This window comes from Phreatobacter sp. (genome assembly GCF_051860605.1).
Classification (GTDB): Bacteria; Pseudomonadota; Alphaproteobacteria; order Rhizobiales; family Phreatobacteraceae; genus Phreatobacter.
Window position 1 is genome coordinate 398,025 of the sequence record NZ_JBHYDR010000001.1, and the last position, 20,069, is coordinate 418,093.

Consider the following 20,069-nt stretch of genomic DNA (forward strand, 5'->3'; position numbering starts at 1 on the left):
CCGCCGGGACCCCGACGTCGGCTGGAATGCCCGGCTGCGGCGCGATGGACGCGGCCCCGACGCCCTGAATCCCGCGCCAAGGACTGTCTCCCATGCGAATCACCATTCTCGGTTCCGGCGATGCCTTCGGCTCCGGCGGCCGCTATTCCACATGCCTGCACCTCGTGCGCGACGATGGCACCACCCTGCTGGTCGATTGCGGCGCAACCTCGCTGCTGGCGCTCAACCGGGCCGGCATCGACCGCAACGCCATTTCCGCCATCCTGTTCACCCATTTCCATGGCGACCATTTCGGTGGCCTGCCGTTCTTCCTGCTCGACGCGCTGTTCGTCTCGCGCCGGCAGGCGCCGCTGGTGATCGCAGGCCCGCGCGGCATCGAGGAGCGGGCCCGGACGGTGACGGAAGCCGCCTTCCCCGGCTTCTCGACCAATCGCTGGCCGTTCGAGATCACCTGGCAGGAGATCATGCCGGACGCGCCGGGCACGGTTGCCGGCGCCGCGATCACGGCCTTCGCGATGGTCCATGACGAGCGCGCGGGACCCTGCCTCGGCTACCGGATCGCGGCGGATGGCAAGGTCTTCGCCTTTTCGGGCGACACGAGCTGGACCGAGAGCCTCGTGCCGCTGGCCGACGGGGCCGACCTGCTGCTGTGCGAATGCTATACCTACGACATGCCGCTGAAGAACCATCTCGACTGGCAGAGCCTGTCCGCGCGGCTGCCCGACCTCAGGGCGGGGCGGATCGTGCTCACCCATATGGGTCCGCAGATGCTCGAGCGGCGGGCCGAGACCGGCGCCACCTGCGCCGAGGACGGTATGGTGCTGACCCTATGAGGCCCGAGCTTGCCGCCCTGTTCGAGGCGGCCCGCGCGGTGCAGGCGCGGGCCCATGCGCCCTATTCCCGCTTCCGGGTGGGCGCGGCCATCCGCGCCGCCTCCGGCGCCATCCATGTCGGCTGCAATGTCGAGAATGCCGCCTATCCGGTCGGCGCCTGCGCGGAGGCGGGGGCGATCTCGGCCATGGTCGCGGCCGGCGACCGGCAGATCGCCGCGGTGCTGGTCTATTCCGAGGGAGCCGAGCCCTGCACGCCCTGCGGCGCCTGTCGCCAGCGGCTGCGCGAATTCGCGGCCGCCGCGGTTCCGGTCCATGCGGCGGGGCCGGAGGGGCTGAGGGCCAGTCACACGCTCGGCGAGCTTCTGCCCCATGCCTTCGGCCCGGACCATCTCGCATGAACGCTGCCGCCCTCATCCGCCGCATGGCCGGAACGGCGCCGATCGACGCGGCGATCGTGCTCGGCACGGGGCTCGGCGGCCTCGCCGATGCCGCGGAGGAGGCGGTGGCCATCCCCTTCGCCGACCTTCCCGGATTTCCGCAGGCGGGCGTTTCCGGCCATGCCGGTCGGCTGGTCATCGGCGGCATCGAGGGCCGGCGCGTGGTTCTCGTCCAGGGTCGCGCCCACACCTACGAACACGGCGATGCGCGGGCCATGAAGCCGCTGGTCGATGCGCTGGCCGATCTCGGCGTTGCCGCCCTCCTGCTCACCAATGCCGCCGGATCGCTGCGCCCCGACATGCCGCCCGGCAGCGTCATGGTGATCGAGGACCATATCGGCCTGTTCGGGCCCAATCCGCTGATCGGCGAGACCGGCGACAGCCGCTTCGTGCCGATGAACGATGCCTACGACCCGGCCCTGCGCGAACGCATCGCCCACGGCGCGGCGCGTACCCGCACCGCCCTGTTCGAGGGGGTCTATGCCTGGGTGACCGGGCCGAGCTTCGAGACGCCCGCCGAGATCCGGGCGTTGAAGGTGCTCGGCGCCCACGCGGTCGGCATGTCGACCGTCCCCGAAGTCATCCTCGCCCGCCATGCCGGCCTGAGGGTTGCCGGCCTGTCGCTCATCACCAACCTTGCCGCCGGGCTCGCGCCCGAGGCGCCGTCCCACGCCGAGACGAAATCCGCCGCGCTCCGGGGCGGTGCGGCGATGGAGGCGGTGATCCGCGGCTTCCTGATGGAGGGGCCGCCGTGACACCGGCCGAGCATGCGCGCCGTGCCGTGGCGCTTGTCGACCTCACCGACCTGTCGAACGGGCTCGACGAGCCGGGGGTGGAGCGCCTGTGCGCCCGGGCCATGACGCCGCTCGGACCGGTCGCGGCCGTGTGCCTGTGGGCCGGGTTCGTCCCGCAGGCCCGACGCCTGCTCAAGGGCACCGGCATCAGGGTGGCGACAGTGGTTAATTTTCCCGGCGGCGGGGACGACGTGATCCGCGCGGCCGACGAGGCCCGCTATGCGCTGCTGGACGGCGCCGACGAGATCGACGTGGTCATGCCGTGGCGCGCGCTGAAGGATCGCCATGCCGAGGTGGTGGGCGCCCTGCTCGGGGCGGTGAAAGCGGTGATGCCGCCGGGCCGCACGCTCAAGGTGATCCTCGAGACCGGCGAACTGGCGCATCCCGACCTCGTGCGCCAGGCGGCGCGCATCGCCATCGGCACGGGCGCGGACTTCATCAAGACCTCCACCGGCAAGACCGCGGTCTCCGCCACACCGGAGGCGGTGCGCATCATGCTGGAGGAGATCCGGGCGGCCAACCGGCCGGTCGGCATCAAGCCCTCCGGCGGCATCCGGACCTTGGCCGACAGTGCGGCCTATCTGGACCTTGCCGATGCGATCATGGGTCCGGACTGGGCAAGCCCCGACACGTTCCGGTTCGGGGCCTCGGGCCTTCTCGATGCGCTGCTCGAGGCTGGGGAGCCGGCATGACCTTCATCCCGCAGGAAATCATCCGCCTGAAGCGCGACGGCGGCACGCTCGGCCCGGACGACATCGCCGCCTTCGTTGCCGGCATCGGCGAGGACCGGGTGACCGAGGCGCAGGTTGCCGCCTTCTGCATGGCGGTGTTCTTCCGCGGCATGGAGCCGGGCGAGATCGTGGCTCTGACCCGCGCCATGACCGCCTCCGGCGAAACGCTCGACTGGTCCGCCGCCGGCCTCGACGGGCCCGTGCTCGACAAGCACTCGACGGGCGGCGTCGGCGATACGGTCTCGCTGATGCTGGCGCCGATGGTCGCCGCCTGCGGCGGCTTCGTGCCGATGATCTCCGGGCGCGGGCTCGGCCATACCGGCGGCACGCTCGACAAGCTGGAATCCATTCCCGGCTACGATGCGAAGCCGGCTTTCGACCGCTTCCGCAAGGTGGTCCGCGATGCCGGCTGCGCCATCATCGGCCAGACCGACAGTCTCGCTCCGGCCGACCGGGTGATCTACGGCGTGCGCGACGTCACCGCGACGGTCGAGACCATCCCGCTGCTCACCTCCTCCATCCTGTCGAAGAAACTGGCCGCCGGTCTGTCGGGGCTAGTCATGGACGTGAAGACCGGCTCGGGCGCCTTCCTGCCGGAATTCGAACGCGCGCGGGCGCTGGCCGAAACGATTGCGATGGTGGCCACCGGTGCCGGCCTTCCAACGGTCGCCCTCGTCACCCCCATGGATCAGCCTCTGGCCAATGCGGCAGGCAATGCGGTGGAGGTGCGCTGGGCGATCGACTATCTCGACGGCCGCCATCGGGACTCGCGCCTGCACGGGGTCACGATGGCGCTGGCAGCCGAACTGCTCGTGCTCGGCGGGCTGGAGCCGGATCCCGACGCCGCCCATGGCAAGCTGGAGCGCGTGCTGACCAATGGCCGGGCCGCGGAGGCCTTCCAGCGCATGGTGGCGCTGCTGGGCGGGCCGCACGACCTGATGGAGCATCCCGACAAGCACCTGCCGCGCGCGCCGCTGGTCACGCCCGTCCCGGCGCCGGCTGCCGGCACGGTCACGGCCATCGACACGCGTGCCATCGGCATGGCCGTGGTGGCGCTCGGTGGCGGCCGGACCCGCGCCGCCGATCCCGTCGACCATGCGGTCGGGCTCACCGACCTGGTCGCGCTCGGCGACGGGGTCGAGGCGGGCCAGCCGCTCGCCATGATCCATGGGCGCGACGCGGCGACCATGCAGGCCGCGGCGCGAATGGTGGAGCGCGCGGTGACCCTCGGCGAGGGCGGAGCGGTGGTCGGCGCGCTGGTGCAGGCGCGGATCGCCGGCTGACCCATGGCGCGGGCGCTCATCCTCGTCCTCGACTCGGTCGGTATCGGTGCCAGCGCCGATGCCGGCGCCTATGGCGATGACGGCGCCGATACGCTCGGCCATGTGGCTGAGCGGTTTGCCGGCAAAGGAACGCCACTCGCGATGCCGTGCCTCGATGCCCTCGGGCTGGGGCTTGCGGCGGAGGCCTCCACCGGGCGGTTGCCGCCGGGTCTCTCGCGGCCTGCGTCACCCGGCGCGCGCTGGGGCTATGGCATCGAGCGCTCGAAGGGCAAGGACACGCCGTCCGGCCACTGGGAGATTGCCGGCCTGCCGGTCACCTTCGACTGGGGCTATTTCCCGCGAAGCGTTCCGGCCCTGCCGCAGCCGCTGACCGACGCGCTGATCGCCGAGGGCGGACTGCCCGGCATTCTCGGCAATTGCCACGCCTCCGGGACCGAGATCATCGCGTGGCTCGGCGCCGAGCATGTCGCGACGGGCAAGCCCATCCTCTACACCTCCGCCGATTCCGTGCTCCAGATCGCCGCCCACGAGCAGGCTTTCGGGCTGGAGCGGCTCCACACGCTCTGCATCCTCGCGCGCCGCCTGTGCGACCCGCTCGCCATCGGCCGGGTGATCGCGCGACCCTTTACCGGAACGGCAGAGGCCGGCTTCACGCGCACGCCGAACCGGCGCGACTATGCCGTGCCGCCGCATGCACCGACGCTTCTCGACGTCGCCACGGCTGCGGGACGGCAGGTCATCACGGTCGGCAAGATCGGCGACATCTTCGCCCATTCCGGCACGGGCGAGGTGCTGAAGGCGGCCGACAACGCAGCCCTTTTCGACCGCACGCTGGAGGGGCTCGCCCGGCTGGATGCGGGCGGCCTGCTGATGGCCAATTTCATCGACTTCGATTCCCTTTTTGGCCATCGCCGCGATCCGGACGGCTATGGCCGGGCGCTCGAGGCCTTCGACCGCCGCCTGCCGGAACTCGTTGCGATGCTCCGGTCCGGCGATCTCGCGGTGATCACGGCGGACCACGGCTGCGATCCGACCTTTCGCGGCACCGACCACACGCGCGAGCATGTGCCGATCCTCGCCTTCGGTCCGGGCCAGCCGACGGGGCCGATCGGCGCGCGTGCGACCTTCGCCGACATCGCGGCGACGGTCGCGGATCATCTCGGCCTTCACTGGAAGGGCGCGGGAACGCCCTTCTAGCTGTCGATGCCGATCATCCGGCGGACATCGGCGGGCGTTGCCCCGGCCCCGCGCAGGGCCCTCAGGCCCGTCGCCTGCTCGCTCTTGGAGAGCTTGCGGCCATCGGGCCCGGTGATGAGCCGGTGGTGGCGGTAGAGCGGGACCGGCAGTCCGAGCAGGTCCTGCAGCAGGCGATGGACGGCGGTGGCCTCGATGAGGTCGAGGCCGCGGACGACATGGGTCACGCCCTGCAGGGCATCGTCGACCACCACGGACAGGTGATAGCTGGTGCCGACATCCTTGCGGGCCAGGACCACGTCGCCCCAGCGCTCCGGGTGGGCGATGACCTCGCGTGCCGGCCGGCCGGCTTCGTCCACCTCGGTCCAGCCAAGCGGGGCGCCGATGCGGGCGAGAGCCGCGGCCATGTCGAGCCGCAGGGCATGGGGCTGGCCCGCGGCGATCAGACCTGAGCGGGCTTCCCGTGACAGGCTGCGGCCGCGGCCCGCATAGAGCGGCGCGCCGTCCGGGTCGCGCGGCCAGGGGTGGCCGGTCTCCGCCTCGCGGCGGTCCGCAAGCGCCTTCAGTTCGGAGCGGCTCTCGAAGCTTGCGAAGATCAGCCCCATGGCGTCGAGCCGGTCGAGGGCCGCCCGGTAGGCGTCGGAATGATCGGATTGCCGGCGCACCGGCCCATCGAAGGAAAGGCCGAGCCAGGCTAGGTCCTCACGTGCCGCCGCCTCGAAGTCCGGCCGGCAGCGCGTCGTGTCGATATCCTCGATGCGCAGCAGCAGGCGTCCGCCCAGCCTGTCGGCCATCGCCCGGTTTTCGAAGGCGCTGAGGGCGTGGCCCAGATGCAGGAGGCCGTTGGGGCTCGGCGCGAAACGCAGCACGGCAGCAGTCGATCGGGTCCCGGGGTCCTTAGGGTGCGGCGCGGCCATGGACCTGCCTATGATGGCTCCATGCCGATCCTGCAAGCGCCCGCCGGGGCAGACGCCATGACCAGCCCGCCGCCGTGCCGCATCGACAGCGAGGCGGATCTGGACGCCGCGCTCAGGGCGCTGGGCCAGGCCTGTCCGCTGATGGCCGGGCTTCATGCGCAACTCGGTGCGCCGCCGCTGCGCCGCCGGCCGCCGGGGCTTGCGGGCCTTGCTCACATCGTCGTGTTCCAGCAGATCTCGACGGGGGCCGCGCGCGTGCTGTGGGCGCGCATGGAACAGGTGTTCGGCGCCATCACGGCCGAGCGGCTGGCGGGCGCCAGCGATGAGGACTATCGCGCCGCCGGACAGTCGCGGCCGAAGGTGCGCACGCTCAGGGCGGTGGCGGAAGCGGTGCGCGACGGCTCGCTGGACCTCGATACGCTGGCCGCGATGGAGGCCGACGCCGCCCATGCCCTGCTGGTCAAAGTGAAGGGAATCGGCCCCTGGACGGCCGATGTCTATCTCCTCTCCTGCCTCGGCCATGCCGATGCCTGGCCGGCCGGCGACATCGCCCTGCAGCAGGCGGCAGCCGATCTGCTCGGCCTCGGCGCCCGTCCGGACGCGAAGGCGATGGCGGCGATCGGCGAGCGATGGCGGCCGTTCCGGGCGGTTGCTGCGCGGTTGCTCTGGGCCGCCTATGGCGCCCGGCGGCAGGGGCGGATCGCCGAGCCGGTGCCGGTCTGACCGGCCGGACGATGTCCGGGCGGCACTTCACAAGACCGACACGTTGCCCATAGTATTGAAGGCGTGCCTCATATCGCGGTCCGCGAATCGCGGATTGCCCGATCGCAAGGAGTAAGCTCTTGACGGTCGCCGTATCACCCGGGGCGCTGGCGGGATCGACGCCCGTCTCTCCCGGGGCATGGCCAGTCCTGGTGCTCAACGCGGATTACCGGCCGTTGAGCTACTACCCTCTGTCGCTGTGGTCCTGGCAGGATGCCATCAAGGCCGTCTTCCTCGACCGGGTGACGGTTGTGTCCAATTACGACAAGGCGATCCATTCGCCGAGCTTCGAGATGCGCCTGCCGAGCGTGGTCTCGCTCAAGACCTATGTGAAGCCGAGCCGCAATCCGGCCTTCACGCGGTTCAATGTGTTCCTGCGCGACAAGTTCCGCTGCCAGTATTGCGGCGCGGGCGAGGACCTCACCTTCGACCATCTGGTGCCGCGCTCCAAGGGCGGCCAGACCACCTGGGAGAACGTGCTGGCGGCCTGCTCGCCGTGCAACCTGCGCAAGGGCTCCAAGACCGTGCGTGAATCCGGCATGCAGCCGATGCAATATCCGTTCGCGCCGTCGATCCAGGACCTGCACGCCAACGGGCGTCTGTTCCCGCCCAATTACCTGCACGAAAGCTGGATGGACTATCTCTACTGGGATACCGAGCTGGAGCCCTGAGCGACCGCGCCGCTACAGCGTCTCGACCCAGCCCCTCAGCTCGCGATCGACCACGGCGCGGATCACCGACATGCCCGCCTCGCTCTCGTTCAGACACGGGATATAGGTGAACTTTTCCCCGCCATTGCCCTCGAAGATGTGGCGGTTCTCGCCATCGAGCTCTTCCAGCGTTTCCAGGCAGTCCGCCGAAAAGCCCGGCGCGATGATCGCCAGCGACTTCACGCCCTTTTTCGCCAGGTCTTCCACGGTGGCATCCGTATAGGGCTTGATCCATTCGTCCGGCCCGAAGCGCGACTGGAAGCTCAGCATCAGCTTCTCCTCGCTCATGCCGAGCCGTTCGCGCAGCAGCCGCCAGGTCTTGTGGCAGTGGCAGTAATAGGGGTCGCCCTGTTCCAGATATTTCTGCGGGACGCCGTGGAACGAGCAGAGGATCACCTCGGGCTCGTAGTCGAGGGAGGCCAGGTGCTCGCGGATCTGTCCGGCGATGGCGTCGATATAGGCGGGATCGTCGTGATAGGGCGGTGCGATCCGCACCGTCGGCTGCCAGCGCATGTCCATGAGTGCGCGGAACAGGTGGTCGTTGGCGGTGGCGGTCGTCGCGGCGGCATATTGCGGATAGAGCGACACGGCGAGAATGCGGTCGCAGCCCTGGTCAAGCAGGCGCTTCACCGCTGGCGCGATGGCCGGATTGCCATAGCGCATCGCCCAGTCGACGACGATATCGCCGCTGACGGTGGCCAGATACCCGGCGAGCTTCTCGGCCTGGTTGCGCGTGATGGTCTTGAGGAAGCTCTCGTCCTTCTCGCGGTTCCAGATGGTCGCGTAGTCCTTGCCCTTCTTCTGGGGGCGGGTCTGCAGGATCACGAGGTTGAGCAGCGGCCACCAGATGGCGCGCGGCGTCTCGATCACCCGGCGGTCGGAGAGGAACTCCTTCAGGTAGCGACGCATGGACCAGTAGTCGGTGCCGTCCGGCGTGCCGAGATTCATCAGCAGCACGCCGATGCGGCCCGATTTGACCGGCACGTGGCCGGCCGGAAGCTTCATGTGACGCATGGCTGAAGGACTCTCGGGTCCGGAACGGGAAGTCAGCGGTGCTGATACGCCGGAACGGCAGGGGTGGAAAGGGATACGCGGCCGCAGCCCGTGCGGATTTGACCGCAGCCGGGGCGGCCGCGATAGTCGCCAGACGGGGCAGGAGGGCTTTGCCATGGCGGAACCGACAAGGACGGCAACCTGGCGGGTGGTGGTCGCCTATCTCATCGACATTTTCGGCGGCTTCCTGGTCTTCGGTTATGTCATCGGCCTGATCTTCGGCGGGGCTACCGACAAGGGCTTCAGCCTCCAGGGCTGGCGGGCGATCCTGCTGTTCGTCGTTCTGGCGGCCTATGTGATCGGCGCCAACCGCTATATCGGCGGCACGATCGGCAAGCGCATCATGCGGGTCTCGCCCTGAAGGCCGCGGTCGCGGCCAGGGCGAGGCCGGCTGTCGCACCGATCGTTCCGGCGGCGTTCAGCGCCAGACCCGAGCCGAACAGCGAGGGCCCGAGCGCCGCAGCGGCATAGCCGGCGAACACGGTCGCCAGCGCGATCGCCACCGACAGCGCCATCTGGTGCGACAGGCGCGTGGTGACGAGCCGGGCGGTCGCTGCCGGGCAGACGAACATGGCCACCGCCAGAACCACGCCGACGGACTTGAACGCGGCCGTGCAGGCCAGCGCGGTGGCCGCCAGCAGGGCGGCGTCGAGCAGGCCGACAGGCAGGCCGCTTGCCCGCGCGAAGACGGGATCGAAGGCGACCAGCGCCAGTTCCTTGCGCAGCGCGAACAGGATGCCCGCCACCAGCACCAGGACGAGGGCCAGTTCGAAGACCACCTGCGGCAGGGTCATGAGCCGGGCAACCAGCGACCCGGCGGCGGCATCGCCGGGAATCCAGATCAGGCCCTCCAGCGAGCCAGTGATGACGTGGTGGATGTCGAAGCCGGTCTGGGCGAGGCCGGTGCGCTCCAGCATCAGGATGCCGAAGGCGAAGAACGAGGTGAAGACGATGCCAAGCGCAGCGCCGGGCTCCACCTTGCCGACGCGCGTGAGGAAGCCGGTGAGGGCGCTGGCCGCGAAGGCGGCCGAAAGGCCGCCGGCCAGCACGACAAGGCTGCCGGACAGGCCGGTCACGGCCACCGCTATGACCACGCCGGGCACGACCGCATGGCTCAGCGCATCGGCCGCCATGGCCTGCCGCGTCAGGATCAGCAGATTGCCGACCAGTGCGCAGGCCATTGCGGCAAGGCTTGCCGCCAGCAGGGGAACGAAATCGACCGTCCAGAACTCGGCCATCAGGCCCGCCCCCCGACGAGGCCGCGGGCGCGGCCGAAAGCCAGGCTGACGGCGAAGACGAGGCTGGCCATCAGCACGATGGCGGGGCCGGTCGGCGTGTCGGCGGCAACCGCCGAGATGGCCGCGCCGAAAAAGGCGGAGGCCGCGCCGAATGCTGCCGCGATCGCCACGACAAGCCCCGCCCGGTCTGTCCAGAAGCGTGCGGCGGCCGGCGGAATGACCACCAGGGCGACGGCCAGGATGAAGCCGGCAACCGGCAGGGCGGCAACCACCACCACGGCTGCGATCAGCGCGACGAGACTGTCCAGCCGGTCCACCGGCAGGCCGGAGGCCCGCGCGAAATCCGGATCGAAGGCGACCGCGGAGAGTTCCTTCAGCACCAGCGCGACAGCGGCAAGGACGAGCACGGCAAGGCCGGCCATGGCATAGGCCTCGTGCGGCAGCATGGCCGCGGCCGACCCGAAGAGAAGCTGTTCCAGCCCCGCCTGCCGGCCGGTTCCCAGCGTCTGGACGACCGACATGAGCGCGAGCCCGAGGCCGAACGTGCAGGCGAGAACGGCGGCGGTGGCCGTGTCGGCGCCGACCTTCGGGCGGCGGCCGAGCCAGTTGACGGCGGCCAGCGCGCCAAGGGCGGCAAGGCCCGCCCCGCCCATCAGCCAGCCCGGCTCGCGCGGGGACCGGCCGAGCAGTGCCGCGATCAGGAAGGCCAACGCGATGCCCGGCAGGGTGGCATGGGCGACCGCGTCGGAGACCAGCGCCCGTCCGCGCAGCATGGCGAAGGTGCCCGCCGCCCCGGCCGCAGCGCCCAGGGCCGCCGCGCCGAGCATGACGACGCTCGTGTTGAACCCCGCCTCGAAGGCGAGCACGCGCATCAGGTCGGCGAGGAAACGGTCCATCGTCGGTCAGATTGCCAGCGGCACGCCATAGGCGCGGGCCAGCGTCTCCGGCGTGAAGGCCTGACTCACCGGTCCGGACGCGATCACCCGCCGGTTCAGCACCAGCACATGGGCGAAGCGCTCGGCGACGGTTCCGAGGTCATGGTGGACACAGATGACCAGCCGGCCGTCGCGGTCGAGCCGGTCGAAGACATCGAGGATGATCCGCTCGGAGGCCGCATCGACGCCCGCCAGCGGCTCGTCGAGGAACAGGATGCGGGCATTGCGGGCAAGGCCCCTGGCGAGGAACACCCGCTGCTGCTGGCCGCCGGACATCTGGCCGATCTGGCGGGTGGCGAGATCGGCAAGGCCGACCTGATCGAGCAGGGCGAGCGCCTTGTCGCGGCGGGTCCGGCCATAGGCGCGCAGCCAGCCGGCCTCGCGCACCATGCCCTGCAGCACCACGTCGAGCGCCGTTGCCGGAAAGTCCCAGTCCACCGAGGCGCGCTGGGGCACATAGGCGGTGGCGTCGCGCACGGCCTCGAAGGGACGGGTGCCGACGGTCACGCGGCCGGTCGAGGGAACAAGGCCGAGGATCGCCTTGACCAGCGTGGATTTGCCGGCGCCGTTCGGCCCGACAATGGCGGCAAGGCCCGAGACCGGGGCCGTCCAGCTGACGTCCTGAAGTGCCGGAACGCCCCGGTAGGCGACCGACAGGTTCTCGACGACGAGCGGGTCGGCCATGGTCAGAAGGCTATCCGGAGGCGTGCGGGCGAGCATGGTGACAGTCTCAGCCAGCCAGCGCCAGCCGGCCGGACATGCCCTTTTCGGGAGCCTCGCCGCCGAGCGCGCGGGCGATGGCGGTGACATTGTGGTCGATCATGCCGACATAGGTGCCCTCATAGGTGCCGGGGCGGCCCATGGCGTCGGAGAACAGTTCGGCGCCGATCACCACCCGGTGGCCGCGCCGGGACGCGCCCTCGATCACCGCGCGGACATTGCGGTCGGAGACCGAGCTTTCCACGAACAGGGCCGGAAGCTGGCGCTCGACGACGAGATCGACCGTCGCCTCGATGGCCTTGAGGCCGGCCTCGCTCTCGGTCGACAGGCCCTGGATGCCGTGAACCTCGAAGTCATAGGCGCGGGCGAGATAGCCGAAGGCGTCGTGGGCGGTCACCAGCACCCGTCGCGGCTTCGGCACGCTGGCCAGTACCTGGCCAGCATAGGTGCCGAGCGCCTCCATCTTGGCGAGCACCGGATCGAGGTCGGGGCGCGCCGGCTGGCGGCCGGGGACGGCGGCTGCAGCCAGCGCTTCCGAGACCGCGCGGACCACCACGGTCCACAGCTTCGGATCCATCCAGACATGCGGATCGGGCTTGTCCGGCTGTTCGTCGTCCTTCAGCAGCTGGTCCCTGGCGATCGCCTCGGCAGCGAGAACCGCGGGCCGGCGGCGGGCGAGCTGGGTGAAGGTCTCGCGGAACTGGGCCTCGAGGCTGAGGCCGTGGGCGATGACGAGATCGGCCTGGGTCAGCTTCACGATGTCGGCGCGGGTGGGGCGGTAGAGATGCGGATCGACGCCCTCGCCCATCAGCGCCTCGACGCGCACGCGCCCGCCCGCCAGCATGGCCACGGTGTCGGCCAGCATGGCCGTGGTGGTGACCACACGCAGGGGCTCGGCGCCGCCCTGGGCCATGGCTGGGGCGGCGACAAGGGCCGCGGCACCGGCCAGCAGGGCACGGCGGTCGATCAGGACGGTCATCGGGCACCTCGCATGGACGCGATTGCAAATCATTTGCAAGAATTACATCTGCCACGGATGCTGTCAAGCTTGTTGCAAGGCATTCGCAACAACGGCCCGCGAAACATCCGGCCGCATGGCGCAGCATTGGCGGGCAATGTGGCCAAGGCTCCCTCTGCGGCGCAGGATGCGGGGATTGCGGCCGCCTCCGGTCCGGCGCCAAGTCTGGCACAGTCGGTCATTGAGCCTTTGCCGACGCCGTCCTAGGCTCGCATTCCGCAGCGGAGAGGTCCCATGTTCTCGTTCGTCGGCAGCGACATCGCACTGATCGCCCTCGTCATCCTTGCCATCCTGTTCCTGTTTGCCGGCATCAAGACGGTGCCGCAGGGCTTCCAATGGACCGTCGAGCGGTTCGGACGCTATGTCCGTACGCTGCCGCCGGGCCTGCAGTTCATCATCCCGTTCATCGACCGCATCGGCCACAAGGTGAACGTGATGGAGCAGATGCTCGACGTGCCGAGCCAGGAGGTGATCACCAAGGACAATGCCAAGGTGACGGTGGACGGCGTGATGTTCTTCCAGGTGCTCGACGCCGCGCGGTCGTCCTACGAGATCACCCAGCTGGAATCCTCGCTCATGAACCTGGCCATGACCAATATCCGCACGGTCATGGGCTCCATGGACCTGGATGCCCTGCTGTCCAATCGCGACACGATCAACGAGAGCCTGCTGCGGGTCGTCGACCAGGCCGCAGCGCCATGGGGCATCAAGGTCAACCGCATCGAGATCAAGGATATCGCGCCGCCAAACGACCTTGTCGCGGCGATGGCCAGACAGATGAAGGCGGAGCGCGAGAAGCGCGCGGTGATCCTGGAGGCGGAGGGCCAGCGCCAGTCGGAGATCCTGCGCGCCGAGGGCGAGAAGCAGTCGCAGATCCTGGAAGCCGAGGGCCGCAAGGAGGCGGCATTCCGCGACGCCGAGGCGCGCGAGCGCCAGGCCCAGGCCGAGGCGCGCGCCACCGAGATGCTGTCGGAGGCGATTGCCGGCGGCAATGCCCTGTCGGTCAACTACTTCGTCGCCGAGAAATATCTGAAGGCCCTGGAGGCGCTGGCGCTGTCGCCCAACCAGAAGACGCTGATCCTGCCGGTCGAGACGACGCAGGTGCTCGGCTCGCTGGCGGGCATCGCCGAGATCGCCAAGACGGCCTTCGGCGAGGGCGGGGCGACCAGCAGGCCACCCGTTCGCAGCGGCTCGGTGCCGCCGGCGGGAGGCTGAGATGATCGTTGCCACGCTGGAAAGCTGGGGCGCATGGAGCTGGATCGCGCTGGCGGCGCTCCTGATGGCGCTGGAACTGATCGTGCCGGGCTATCTGCTGATCTGGCTCGGCGCGGCGGCTGCCGCCACAGGCGTGCTGTTCATCCTGGTGCCCGCACCCTGGCAGGTCCAGTTCGCGGTCTTCAGCGTGCTGGCGCTGGCCTGCGTCTATGCCTGGTTCCGGCTGGTCAAGGGTTCGGTCGATACGGTCACCGACCAGCCCGGCCTGAACCGCCGGCTGGACGCGATGGTCGGCCGGGAATTCGTCCTCGAAGAGCCGATCCAGTCGGGCCGCGGGCGGGTGCGCATCGCCGATTCGGTCTGGACCGTCACCGGCCCGGATCTGGCTTCGGGGTCGCGCGTCCGGGTCACCGGCTATGAGGGGGCGGTGCTGATGGTGGAGCCGGCCTGACCGGCTTCGCCCCGCCGTTCAATGGCGGAAATGCCGCACGCCGGTGAACACCATGGCAAGGCCAGCGGCGTCCGCGGCGGCGATCACCTCGCCGTCGCGCATGGAGCCGCCCGGCTGGATCACCGCGGTGGCGCCGGCCTCGACGGCGGCCAGCAGCCCGTCGGCGAAGGGGAAGAAGGCGTCCGAGGCAACCACGGAACCCTTCGTCAGCGGCACGGTCCAGCCGCCGGCCTGAGCGGCGTCCTCGGCCTTGCGGGCCGCGATCCGGGCCGAGTCCACGCGGCTCATCTGGCCGGCGCCGATCCCCACCGTCGCGCCGTCCTTCGCATAGACGATGGTGTTCGACTTGACGTGCTTGGCGACGCGGAAGGCGAAGCGCAGGTCGGCCAGTTCCTGTTCCGAAGGCGCCCGCCGGGTCACCACCCTGAGGTCGAGGTCATCGACCACCGCATTGTCGCGCGACTGGACCAGCAGGCCGCCGGCCACGGTCTTCACGGTCATTCCGGGCGCGCGCGGATCGGGCAGGCCGCCGGCCAGCAGCAGACGCAGGTTCTTCTTCGCGGCAACAATCGCCTTGGCCTCGTCGGTGGCATCGGGCGCGATGATCACCTCGGTGAAGATCTCGACGATCCGCCGTGCGGCTTCGGCGTCGAGCGTGCGGTTCAGCGCCACGATGCCGCCAAAGGCCGAAACGGGGTCGCAGGCGAGCGCCTTCTCATAGGCCGCCAGCAGATCCGGCCCCTCGGCCACGCCGCAGGGATTGGCGTGCTTGATGATGGCGACCGCCGCGGTGCGGGCGGGGTCGAACTCGCCGACCAGTTCATAGGCGGCATCGGTGTCGTTGAGGTTGTTGTAGGACAGTTCCTTGCCCTGCAACTGGCGGGCGGAGGCGACGCCTGGCCGGGGCGCTCCGCTCTGGGGGGTCTTGTAGAAGGCCGCCCACTGGTGCGGGTTCTCGCCGTAGCGCAGCCCCTGCGCCAGCGTGCCGCCGAAGGCGCGGCTGGGGGTTCCCGTCTCGCCGAGCCGGTCGAAGAGCCAGTTGGAAATGGCCGCGTCATAGGCGGCGGTGCGGGCATAGGCCCTGGCGGCAAGGCGCCGGCGAAGGTCCGCCGTCGTCGCGCCGCCATGCGCCTTCATGGCGTCGATGACCGCGCCGTAATCGGCGGCATCGACGACGACCGTCACGGCCTCGTGGTTCTTGGAGGCGGCGCGAATCATGGCCGGGCCGCCGATGTCGATATTCTCGATCGTGTCGTCCCAGGAGGCACCGCGCGCGATCGTCGCCTCGAAGGGGTAGAGATTCACCACGAGCAGGTCGATCGGCAGGATGCCGTGGGCCTTCGCCGCCGCCTCGTGCTCGGCATTGCCGCGGATGGCCAGCAGCCCGCCATGCACCTTCGGATGCAGCGTCTTCACGCGGCCGTCCATCATCTCCGGAAAGCCGGTGAGGTCGGCAACCTCGGTGACGGCGAGGCCTGCATCCTTGAGCACCTTGTAGGTGCCGCCGGTGGAGACGAGGGCAACGCCGAATCCGGCCAGGTCGCGGGCAAAATCGACGAGGCCGGTCTTGTCGGAGACGGACAGGAGGGCGCGGGCAATCGGCAGGTCGGCGGCGGACACGGCGGGCTCCGGAACGGGGCGGGCGGCCGCGGGGGCGGCACCGGCAGGATCGGGTCGGGGATATTGCGCGCGCCTTAGCACGGCCGTCGCGGCGCCGAAACCACCCTGCCGACTTGTGCACGGCTGTCGGCGGCTCAGAAGGGCAGGGTCGGCGCGCTGTCTTCGGGCGGGGCGGGGTTGTCGCCGCGGTTCAGCCTGCGGAAGGACCAGGCCACCACCTCGCCAGCTGCCGGCGAGGCACTCGCCACGACCAGCTGGAAGCTGCGGCGCGGACCGTCGGGAACCGCCACCGCCACGCTCTCCTCGATGGCGACGGGTCGGTCGGCGACAAAGGCCCAGACCTCGCCGCCGGCCCAGCGCAGCAGGACGGCAAGGCCCTGTTCGGTGGCGATCGGCTGGATGGCGGGATGGAGGTGGAAGCGCAGGGCAAAGGGCTCCGCCTCGCCCTCGATCCGGTCCTCGCCGTCGAGGATCGTGCCGTCCTCCGAGAGCGCCAGCCGGCGGGCATGGACGAGCCCGAGCCGGTCGCGCCAGCCATCGTGGCGGGCCGACAGGACGCGCTCGCTGCGCTCCACCGGCACCGACCGCGGTCCGGCGGCAAGCGCGCTGCCGCGGTGGGGCACGGTCAGGAACTCCGCGGAGGACCGGTCGCCGATGCAGAGGGTCGAGTGGCCCGGGGTCAGCCGCACCGGCTGGCGCCAGTTGGCCTGCCCGGTCGGCGGGGCGCCGCAATTCATCACCACCAGCTGGCGGCCGACCGACATCTCGAAGGCAAGGCAGCCGGCATGGGCCTCGAAGGCGAGGGCGAGCGGCGGCGGCGGCCCGCAATCGGCAAGGACGATGGTCGCGCCGGCCTGCAGCCGCTCGTAGCGGCTCTGGCGTGCGCTGGGCCCGGGCTGGCCGCGCGACCCGTCATAGACGAGGGCCGTGGCGACCTGGTCGATGGCGGTCGGGCCCATGCCGTTGAAGCGGGCGAGCGTGCCGTCGCCGAGCTGCAGGAAGCGGATCATCGGCATGATCCGATCGACGGCGGTGAGGGTGGCGGCGGGCGGGGTCTCGTTGCGGGCGAAGAACAGCTGGCGCAGCGGCAGGAGATCGAGAACCAGACCCACCAGCACGGCAGGATTGCGGCTGACATGGCCGCCATCGGCCAGGATCTGCCGGTCGAGTTCGGCGCCGAGCAGCCGCGAGGTGCGGCGCAGCAGGGTCTCCTCGCCCTCCAGGCACAGGCCGGCGGTGACCAGGGCGATCAGGGCATCGAGACGCTGAATGCCCGGCGGCACGGCGGGGAGATGAGCCTCCAGCGTGCGCGTCTGGAACCAGAGCGAGCGGGCGAAGCGGCGGTAGAAGGCGCGGTCCGAATCGCCCAGCAACTGGCCGGACGCGGCCAGCCAGGAGCGCAGCCGCTCGCCAAGCACGGCCGGACGGATGCCCGGCGGATGGCCGCGCCGCTGCGCCGCCAGCCAGGCGTCGACCAGGCGCCGGGCCGCTGCCGAGGTCTCGGACGTGCCGGCCGCCCGCAGATGGCGCAGCCAGGAGAAGCCGGCAAGCATGTCGAGCCATTCCGGCGATGGCGGGTCGATCCGGAAGGGGTCGGCGGCATCGACGGACCGCCCGGCAAAGGTGAACAGCCCCTGCACCAGTTCGTCGGCGCGCACCGGGTCGGTCGTGCGCAGGTCCTGCGGGGCGAACAGGATGGCCGGCATGCGCTCGCCGGTGATGGAAAAGCGGGACAGGGCGAGCCGGCCGGGCCAGCTGCCGACGCTGCGTGCAAGATCGGCCGCGCCGAGCCCGATACCGGCTGCGCTCCGGGCAAGCCATGTTGCCGGCCTTGCCGCCACGGTCGTCCCCTCCGGCCCGCCTGCCGCTCACCGGCCCCCCGCGCAGGAAACCGTCCGGGCAGGCTCTTGCCACCATCAATGCACGGCCCTGTTTCCAAGGCATTAACCACTTGCAGGCTTTCATGCGGTCCATCGGCGCGACGGGGGCAAGGCGCCATGGTGATGGAGTTCAGTGTGCTGCCTCGCTCGGCTGTCGTCCTCGGTCTCACCCTGTTCGCTGCCGCGGCCTCGCCGGTCGCAGCGTCCGAATCGGCATCGGGCCGCTATGAAATCCTGATCGGCGGCCTGCAGGTCGGCCTTGCCGGCTTCGAGGGCCGGTTCTCGGCGACCAGCTACCAGGCCTCGGTCTCGCTCCGGCTGTCCGGCGTCTCGCGCCTCGTGGCATCCGGACGCGGCACCGCCTCGGCTTCGGGCCGGGTGGCGAATGGCCGCGCGATGCCGTCGAGCTATACGCTGAACCTCGCCACGACCCAGCAGAACGAGGCCATCCGCATGGCCATCCAGGGCGGCAGCGTGACCTCGCTCAGCGCCCAGCCGGCCCGCCCCGACGCGCCGGACCAGGTGCCGCTCACCGCCTCTCACCGCCAGGGCGTGCTCGATCCGCTGGCCGCCGGCATCTTCTTCGTTCCCGGTTCGGGGCCGACGGTTGCCGCTGCGGCCTGCGGTCGCACCTTTCCGGTCTTCGACGGCCGCCAGCGCTACGACCTGACCTTCACCTTCGAGCGGCTCGATCGCCTGCAGGTGGCCGGATATGACGGTCCGGTCGTCGTCTGCAATGCCCGCTACCGGGCGATTGCCGGGCACCGTCCGGCGGTATCGGCCCCGATGGAAGCGAACCGGGACATGCAGATCTGGCTCGCGCCGATCGCCGGGACGCGCGCGCTCGTGCCCGCGCGCATCACCATCCGCACGCCGGTCGGCCTCGCCGAGGTGCAGGCGACCCGTCTCGAGCTGGGTGCGCCGGCCGCCACCGCCTCCGTGCGGCGCTGAGCGGGCTGCGTCTGCCTGTTTTCTGGCCTGCGTGCCGCGCGGCCGGGCATCCTGTCTGGACTGCCTCAAAAATAGGTTGCCGTCCGTTACGGCATGGTCTTTGCTGAGTTGGCCATATCGCGGCGCGACCCCCTGAGACGGGAGCGTCTGCCGTAGGCCCCGCCGCAAGGCCGGGCTGTCCGCGCCACCATCCTCAAGGGCCAAGCCATGACCGAGTTCCCGCGCACCCGTCCGACCCGCCGAGATGCCCTGAAGATCGCCGGCGCAGCAGCGCTTGTGCCGCTGTTCGCACCGGCGGTGCATGCCCAGGCCACCACCAATGTCCGCTTCACGCTCGACTGGCGCTTCGAGGGCCCGGCCGGCCTGTTCCTGATGGCGGCCGAGAAGGGCCATTTCCGCGCCGAGGGGCTGAACGTCTCGATCGACGCGGCGTCCGGCTCGCGCGAGGGCGTCACGCGCGTAGCCTCGGGCACCTATGACATGGGCTTCGGCGACGTGAACTCGATGATCCGGTTCCGCGACGAGAACCCGACAGTCGACCTCAAGGCGGTCATGATGGTCTATGACCGGCCGCCCTTCTCCATCGTCGGGCGCCGCTCGCGCGGCATCACCGCCGACGTGAAGAGCCTGGAAGGCAAGAAGTTCGGCGCGCCCGCCCCGGATGCCGCCTATGCCCAGTGGCCGATCTTCAAGGCGGTGAACAATCTCGACGATTCCAAGATGCGCTTCGAGAATGTCGGCTTCCCCGTGCGCGAGCCCATGCTGGCCTCCGGCGAGGTGGACGCCATCTTCGGCTTCGCCCATTCCTCCTATATCAACCTCAAGTCGCGCGGCGTGCCGGATGCCGACATCATCGTGCTGCACATGTTCGACTATGGCGTCGAGCTCTACGGCAACGTGCTGATGCCGAGCCCGGCTTTCCTGAAGGACAAGCGCGACACGGTGGCGGCCTTCAACCGTGCGGTGGTCAAGGGCATCCGCGACTGCATCGCCGACCAGGCCACGGCCACCCGGCTGGTGCTCGCGCGCAACGACGTCGCGCGCCAGGAGACCGAGGCGGAGCGTCTCAAGATGTGCATCGACAATTACGTGATGACGCCCTGGGTCAAGGCCAATGGGCTCGGCGGCATCGACCCGGCACGCATGGCCAAGGCGATCGACCAGATCGGCCTGACCTTCACCTACAAGAACAAGCCGAAGGTCGAGGACGTGTTCCTGGCCGACCTGCTGCCGCCGGCGGCCGACCGGCGCATGGCCTGACGGGCCGCCCCGGCCCGGGCGACTGGTCCGGGCCTTGCATCGCCGACAGGGCGGGGGCGGGAATGCT

At 70.3% G+C, this 20,069-nt stretch carries 22 protein-coding genes; 14 read left to right on the forward strand and 8 right to left on the reverse strand.

The genetic code is table 11. The annotated features are described in order from the left end of the window. The first annotated feature begins 92 nt into the window (after positions 1-92). The 6 genes from ACTIFS_RS01830 to ACTIFS_RS01855 are packed head-to-tail and all read left to right on the forward strand — an operon-like array spanning position 93 to position 5,275. The gene (locus ACTIFS_RS01830; RefSeq protein WP_439572321.1) at positions 93-833 is read left to right on the forward strand and encodes an MBL fold metallo-hydrolase; all 741 of its coding nucleotides are present in this window, start codon (positions 93-95) and stop codon (positions 831-833) included. Next, entirely contained in the window at positions 830-1,231 is a 402-nt protein-coding gene (locus tag ACTIFS_RS01835; RefSeq protein WP_439572322.1) for a cytidine deaminase, read from the forward strand. Before ACTIFS_RS01830 ends, ACTIFS_RS01835 begins: the two co-directional genes overlap by 4 nt. Further along, a complete protein-coding gene (locus ACTIFS_RS01840; protein ID WP_439572323.1) occupies positions 1,228-2,025 on the forward strand; it encodes a purine-nucleoside phosphorylase in 798 nt (265 codons plus the stop codon). Before ACTIFS_RS01835 ends, ACTIFS_RS01840 begins: the two co-directional genes overlap by 4 nt. Next, a complete protein-coding gene (gene deoC / locus ACTIFS_RS01845; RefSeq protein WP_439572324.1) occupies positions 2,022-2,756 on the forward strand; it encodes a deoxyribose-phosphate aldolase in 735 nt (244 codons plus the stop codon). The genes ACTIFS_RS01840 and deoC overlap by 4 nt, the downstream gene beginning before the upstream one ends. Next, positions 2,753-4,078, forward strand: coding sequence for a thymidine phosphorylase (gene deoA / locus ACTIFS_RS01850; RefSeq protein ID WP_439572325.1), 1,326 nt, complete (start codon positions 2,753-2,755; stop codon positions 4,076-4,078). Before deoC ends, deoA begins: the two co-directional genes overlap by 4 nt. 3 nt (positions 4,079-4,081) lie before the next feature. Then, on the forward strand, positions 4,082-5,275 hold the full coding sequence (locus ACTIFS_RS01855) for a phosphopentomutase (protein WP_439572326.1): 1,194 nt from the start codon (positions 4,082-4,084) through the stop codon (positions 5,273-5,275). Here ACTIFS_RS01855 and gluQRS read toward each other — a convergent pair. Then, a complete protein-coding gene (gene gluQRS, locus ACTIFS_RS01860) occupies positions 5,272-6,189 on the reverse strand; it encodes a tRNA glutamyl-Q(34) synthetase GluQRS (RefSeq protein ID WP_439572327.1) in 918 nt (305 codons plus the stop codon). The genes ACTIFS_RS01855 and gluQRS overlap by 4 nt on opposite strands. Positions 6,190-6,210: 21 nt before the next feature. Between gluQRS and ACTIFS_RS01865 the strand changes: the two genes are divergently transcribed. Both ACTIFS_RS01865 and ACTIFS_RS01870 read left to right on the forward strand, forming a co-directional pair. After that, positions 6,211-6,912 carry a DNA-3-methyladenine glycosylase family protein gene (locus ACTIFS_RS01865; RefSeq protein ID WP_439572328.1) on the forward strand — a complete coding sequence of 234 codons (702 nt, stop codon included), beginning with the start codon at positions 6,211-6,213 and terminating at the stop codon, positions 6,910-6,912. Positions 6,913-7,058: 146 nt separating this feature from the next. Next, on the forward strand, positions 7,059-7,622 hold the full coding sequence (locus ACTIFS_RS01870; RefSeq protein ID WP_439572497.1) for an HNH endonuclease: 564 nt from the start codon (positions 7,059-7,061) through the stop codon (positions 7,620-7,622). 12 nt (positions 7,623-7,634) lie between these two features. On the opposite strand, the gene hemH is transcribed toward ACTIFS_RS01870, so the two are convergent. Continuing rightward, a complete protein-coding gene (gene hemH, locus ACTIFS_RS01875; RefSeq protein WP_439572329.1) occupies positions 7,635-8,675 on the reverse strand; it encodes a ferrochelatase in 1,041 nt (346 codons plus the stop codon). A gap of 154 nt (positions 8,676-8,829) precedes the next feature. Here hemH and ACTIFS_RS01880 point away from each other — a divergent pair, with 154 nt between their 5' ends. Then, positions 8,830-9,075: an RDD family protein gene (locus tag ACTIFS_RS01880; RefSeq protein WP_439572330.1), complete on the forward strand. Its 246-nt coding sequence runs from the start codon at positions 8,830-8,832 to the stop codon at positions 9,073-9,075. Here ACTIFS_RS01880 and ACTIFS_RS01885 read toward each other — a convergent pair. From ACTIFS_RS01885 to ACTIFS_RS01900, 4 genes are read right to left on the reverse strand one after another with little or no spacing between them, the layout of a single operon-like run. Beyond that, positions 9,056-9,952 (reverse strand): metal ABC transporter permease, encoded by an 897-nt coding sequence (locus ACTIFS_RS01885; protein ID WP_439572331.1) that lies wholly within the window; start codon positions 9,950-9,952, stop codon positions 9,056-9,058. The two genes, ACTIFS_RS01880 and ACTIFS_RS01885, sit on opposite strands and share 20 nt — an antisense overlap. Beyond that, positions 9,952-10,848, reverse strand: a complete 897-nt coding sequence (locus ACTIFS_RS01890; RefSeq protein ID WP_439572332.1) for a metal ABC transporter permease — start codon at positions 10,846-10,848, stop codon at positions 9,952-9,954. The genes ACTIFS_RS01885 and ACTIFS_RS01890 overlap by 1 nt, the downstream gene beginning before the upstream one ends. A gap of 6 nt (positions 10,849-10,854) precedes the next feature. Further along, a complete protein-coding gene (locus ACTIFS_RS01895; RefSeq protein ID WP_439572333.1) occupies positions 10,855-11,607 on the reverse strand; it encodes a metal ABC transporter ATP-binding protein in 753 nt (250 codons plus the stop codon). Positions 11,608-11,617: 10 nt separating this feature from the next. Further along, the gene (locus tag ACTIFS_RS01900; RefSeq protein WP_439572334.1) at positions 11,618-12,586 is read right to left on the reverse strand and encodes a metal ABC transporter solute-binding protein, Zn/Mn family; all 969 of its coding nucleotides are present in this window, start codon (positions 12,584-12,586) and stop codon (positions 11,618-11,620) included. A gap of 12 nt (positions 12,587-12,598) precedes the next feature. On the opposite strand from ACTIFS_RS01900, the gene ACTIFS_RS01905 reads away from it, so the two are divergent. From ACTIFS_RS01905 to ACTIFS_RS01915, 3 genes are read left to right on the forward strand one after another with little or no spacing between them, the layout of a single operon-like run. Continuing rightward, positions 12,599-12,832: a hypothetical protein gene (locus ACTIFS_RS01905; protein WP_439572335.1), complete on the forward strand. Its 234-nt coding sequence runs from the start codon at positions 12,599-12,601 to the stop codon at positions 12,830-12,832. Positions 12,833-12,859: 27 nt separating this feature from the next. Then, positions 12,860-13,840, forward strand: a complete 981-nt coding sequence (locus tag ACTIFS_RS01910) for an SPFH domain-containing protein (protein WP_439572336.1) — start codon at positions 12,860-12,862, stop codon at positions 13,838-13,840. A gap of 1 nt (position 13,841) precedes the next feature. Beyond that, positions 13,842-14,291 (forward strand): NfeD family protein, encoded by a 450-nt coding sequence (locus tag ACTIFS_RS01915; RefSeq protein ID WP_439572337.1) that lies wholly within the window; start codon positions 13,842-13,844, stop codon positions 14,289-14,291. Between the two features lie 18 nt (positions 14,292-14,309). Here the strand turns inward: ACTIFS_RS01915 and purH are convergent, their stop codons facing one another. Next, positions 14,310-15,911: a bifunctional phosphoribosylaminoimidazolecarboxamide formyltransferase/IMP cyclohydrolase gene (purH, locus tag ACTIFS_RS01920; protein ID WP_439572338.1), complete on the reverse strand. Its 1,602-nt coding sequence runs from the start codon at positions 15,909-15,911 to the stop codon at positions 14,310-14,312. 134 nt (positions 15,912-16,045) lie between these two features. After that, positions 16,046-17,752, reverse strand: coding sequence for a heparinase II/III family protein (locus ACTIFS_RS01925; protein WP_439572339.1), 1,707 nt, complete (start codon positions 17,750-17,752; stop codon positions 16,046-16,048). 174 nt (positions 17,753-17,926) lie between these two features. Between ACTIFS_RS01925 and ACTIFS_RS01930 the strand changes: the two genes are divergently transcribed. Both ACTIFS_RS01930 and ACTIFS_RS01935 read left to right on the forward strand, forming a co-directional pair. Further along, complete coding sequence (locus tag ACTIFS_RS01930) at positions 17,927-18,742, forward strand: DUF3108 domain-containing protein (RefSeq protein WP_439572340.1); 816 nt, start codon at positions 17,927-17,929, stop codon at positions 18,740-18,742. A 207-nt stretch (positions 18,743-18,949) separates the two neighbouring features. Beyond that, positions 18,950-20,002 (forward strand): ABC transporter substrate-binding protein, encoded by a 1,053-nt coding sequence (locus ACTIFS_RS01935; RefSeq protein ID WP_439572341.1) that lies wholly within the window; start codon positions 18,950-18,952, stop codon positions 20,000-20,002. The last annotated feature ends 67 nt before the right edge of the window (positions 20,003-20,069 follow it).

Bases quoted from the DNA above. Each gene is read 5' to 3' on its own strand.
- ACTIFS_RS01890 (WP_439572332.1), bottom strand. From the start codon at position 10,848: ATGGACCGTTTCCTCGCCGACCTGATGCGCGTGCTCGCCTTCGAGGCG.
- ACTIFS_RS01840 (WP_439572323.1), top strand. From the start codon at position 1,228: ATGAACGCTGCCGCCCTCATCCGCCGCATGGCCGGAACGGCGCCGATC.
- ACTIFS_RS01830 (WP_439572321.1), top strand. From the start codon at position 93: ATGCGAATCACCATTCTCGGTTCCGGCGATGCCTTCGGCTCCGGCGGC.
- ACTIFS_RS01895 (WP_439572333.1), bottom strand. From the start codon at position 11,607: ATGCTCGCCCGCACGCCTCCGGATAGCCTTCTGACCATGGCCGACCCG.
- ACTIFS_RS01905 (WP_439572335.1), top strand. From the start codon at position 12,599: ATGGACGCGATTGCAAATCATTTGCAAGAATTACATCTGCCACGGATG.
- ACTIFS_RS01855 (WP_439572326.1), top strand. From the start codon at position 4,082: ATGGCGCGGGCGCTCATCCTCGTCCTCGACTCGGTCGGTATCGGTGCC.
- ACTIFS_RS01915 (WP_439572337.1), top strand. From the start codon at position 13,842: ATGATCGTTGCCACGCTGGAAAGCTGGGGCGCATGGAGCTGGATCGCG.
- ACTIFS_RS01835 (WP_439572322.1), top strand. From the start codon at position 830: ATGAGGCCCGAGCTTGCCGCCCTGTTCGAGGCGGCCCGCGCGGTGCAG.
- deoA (WP_439572325.1), top strand. From the start codon at position 2,753: ATGACCTTCATCCCGCAGGAAATCATCCGCCTGAAGCGCGACGGCGGC.
- ACTIFS_RS01885 (WP_439572331.1), bottom strand. From the start codon at position 9,952: ATGGCCGAGTTCTGGACGGTCGATTTCGTTCCCCTGCTGGCGGCAAGC.
- ACTIFS_RS01880 (WP_439572330.1), top strand. From the start codon at position 8,830: ATGGCGGAACCGACAAGGACGGCAACCTGGCGGGTGGTGGTCGCCTAT.
- ACTIFS_RS01900 (WP_439572334.1), bottom strand. From the start codon at position 12,586: ATGACCGTCCTGATCGACCGCCGTGCCCTGCTGGCCGGTGCCGCGGCC.
- ACTIFS_RS01910 (WP_439572336.1), top strand. From the start codon at position 12,860: ATGTTCTCGTTCGTCGGCAGCGACATCGCACTGATCGCCCTCGTCATC.
- gluQRS (WP_439572327.1), bottom strand. From the start codon at position 6,189: ATGGCCGCGCCGCACCCTAAGGACCCCGGGACCCGATCGACTGCTGCC.
- ACTIFS_RS01935 (WP_439572341.1), top strand. From the start codon at position 18,950: ATGACCGAGTTCCCGCGCACCCGTCCGACCCGCCGAGATGCCCTGAAG.
- hemH (WP_439572329.1), bottom strand. From the start codon at position 8,675: ATGCGTCACATGAAGCTTCCGGCCGGCCACGTGCCGGTCAAATCGGGC.
- ACTIFS_RS01865 (WP_439572328.1), top strand. From the start codon at position 6,211: ATGCCGATCCTGCAAGCGCCCGCCGGGGCAGACGCCATGACCAGCCCG.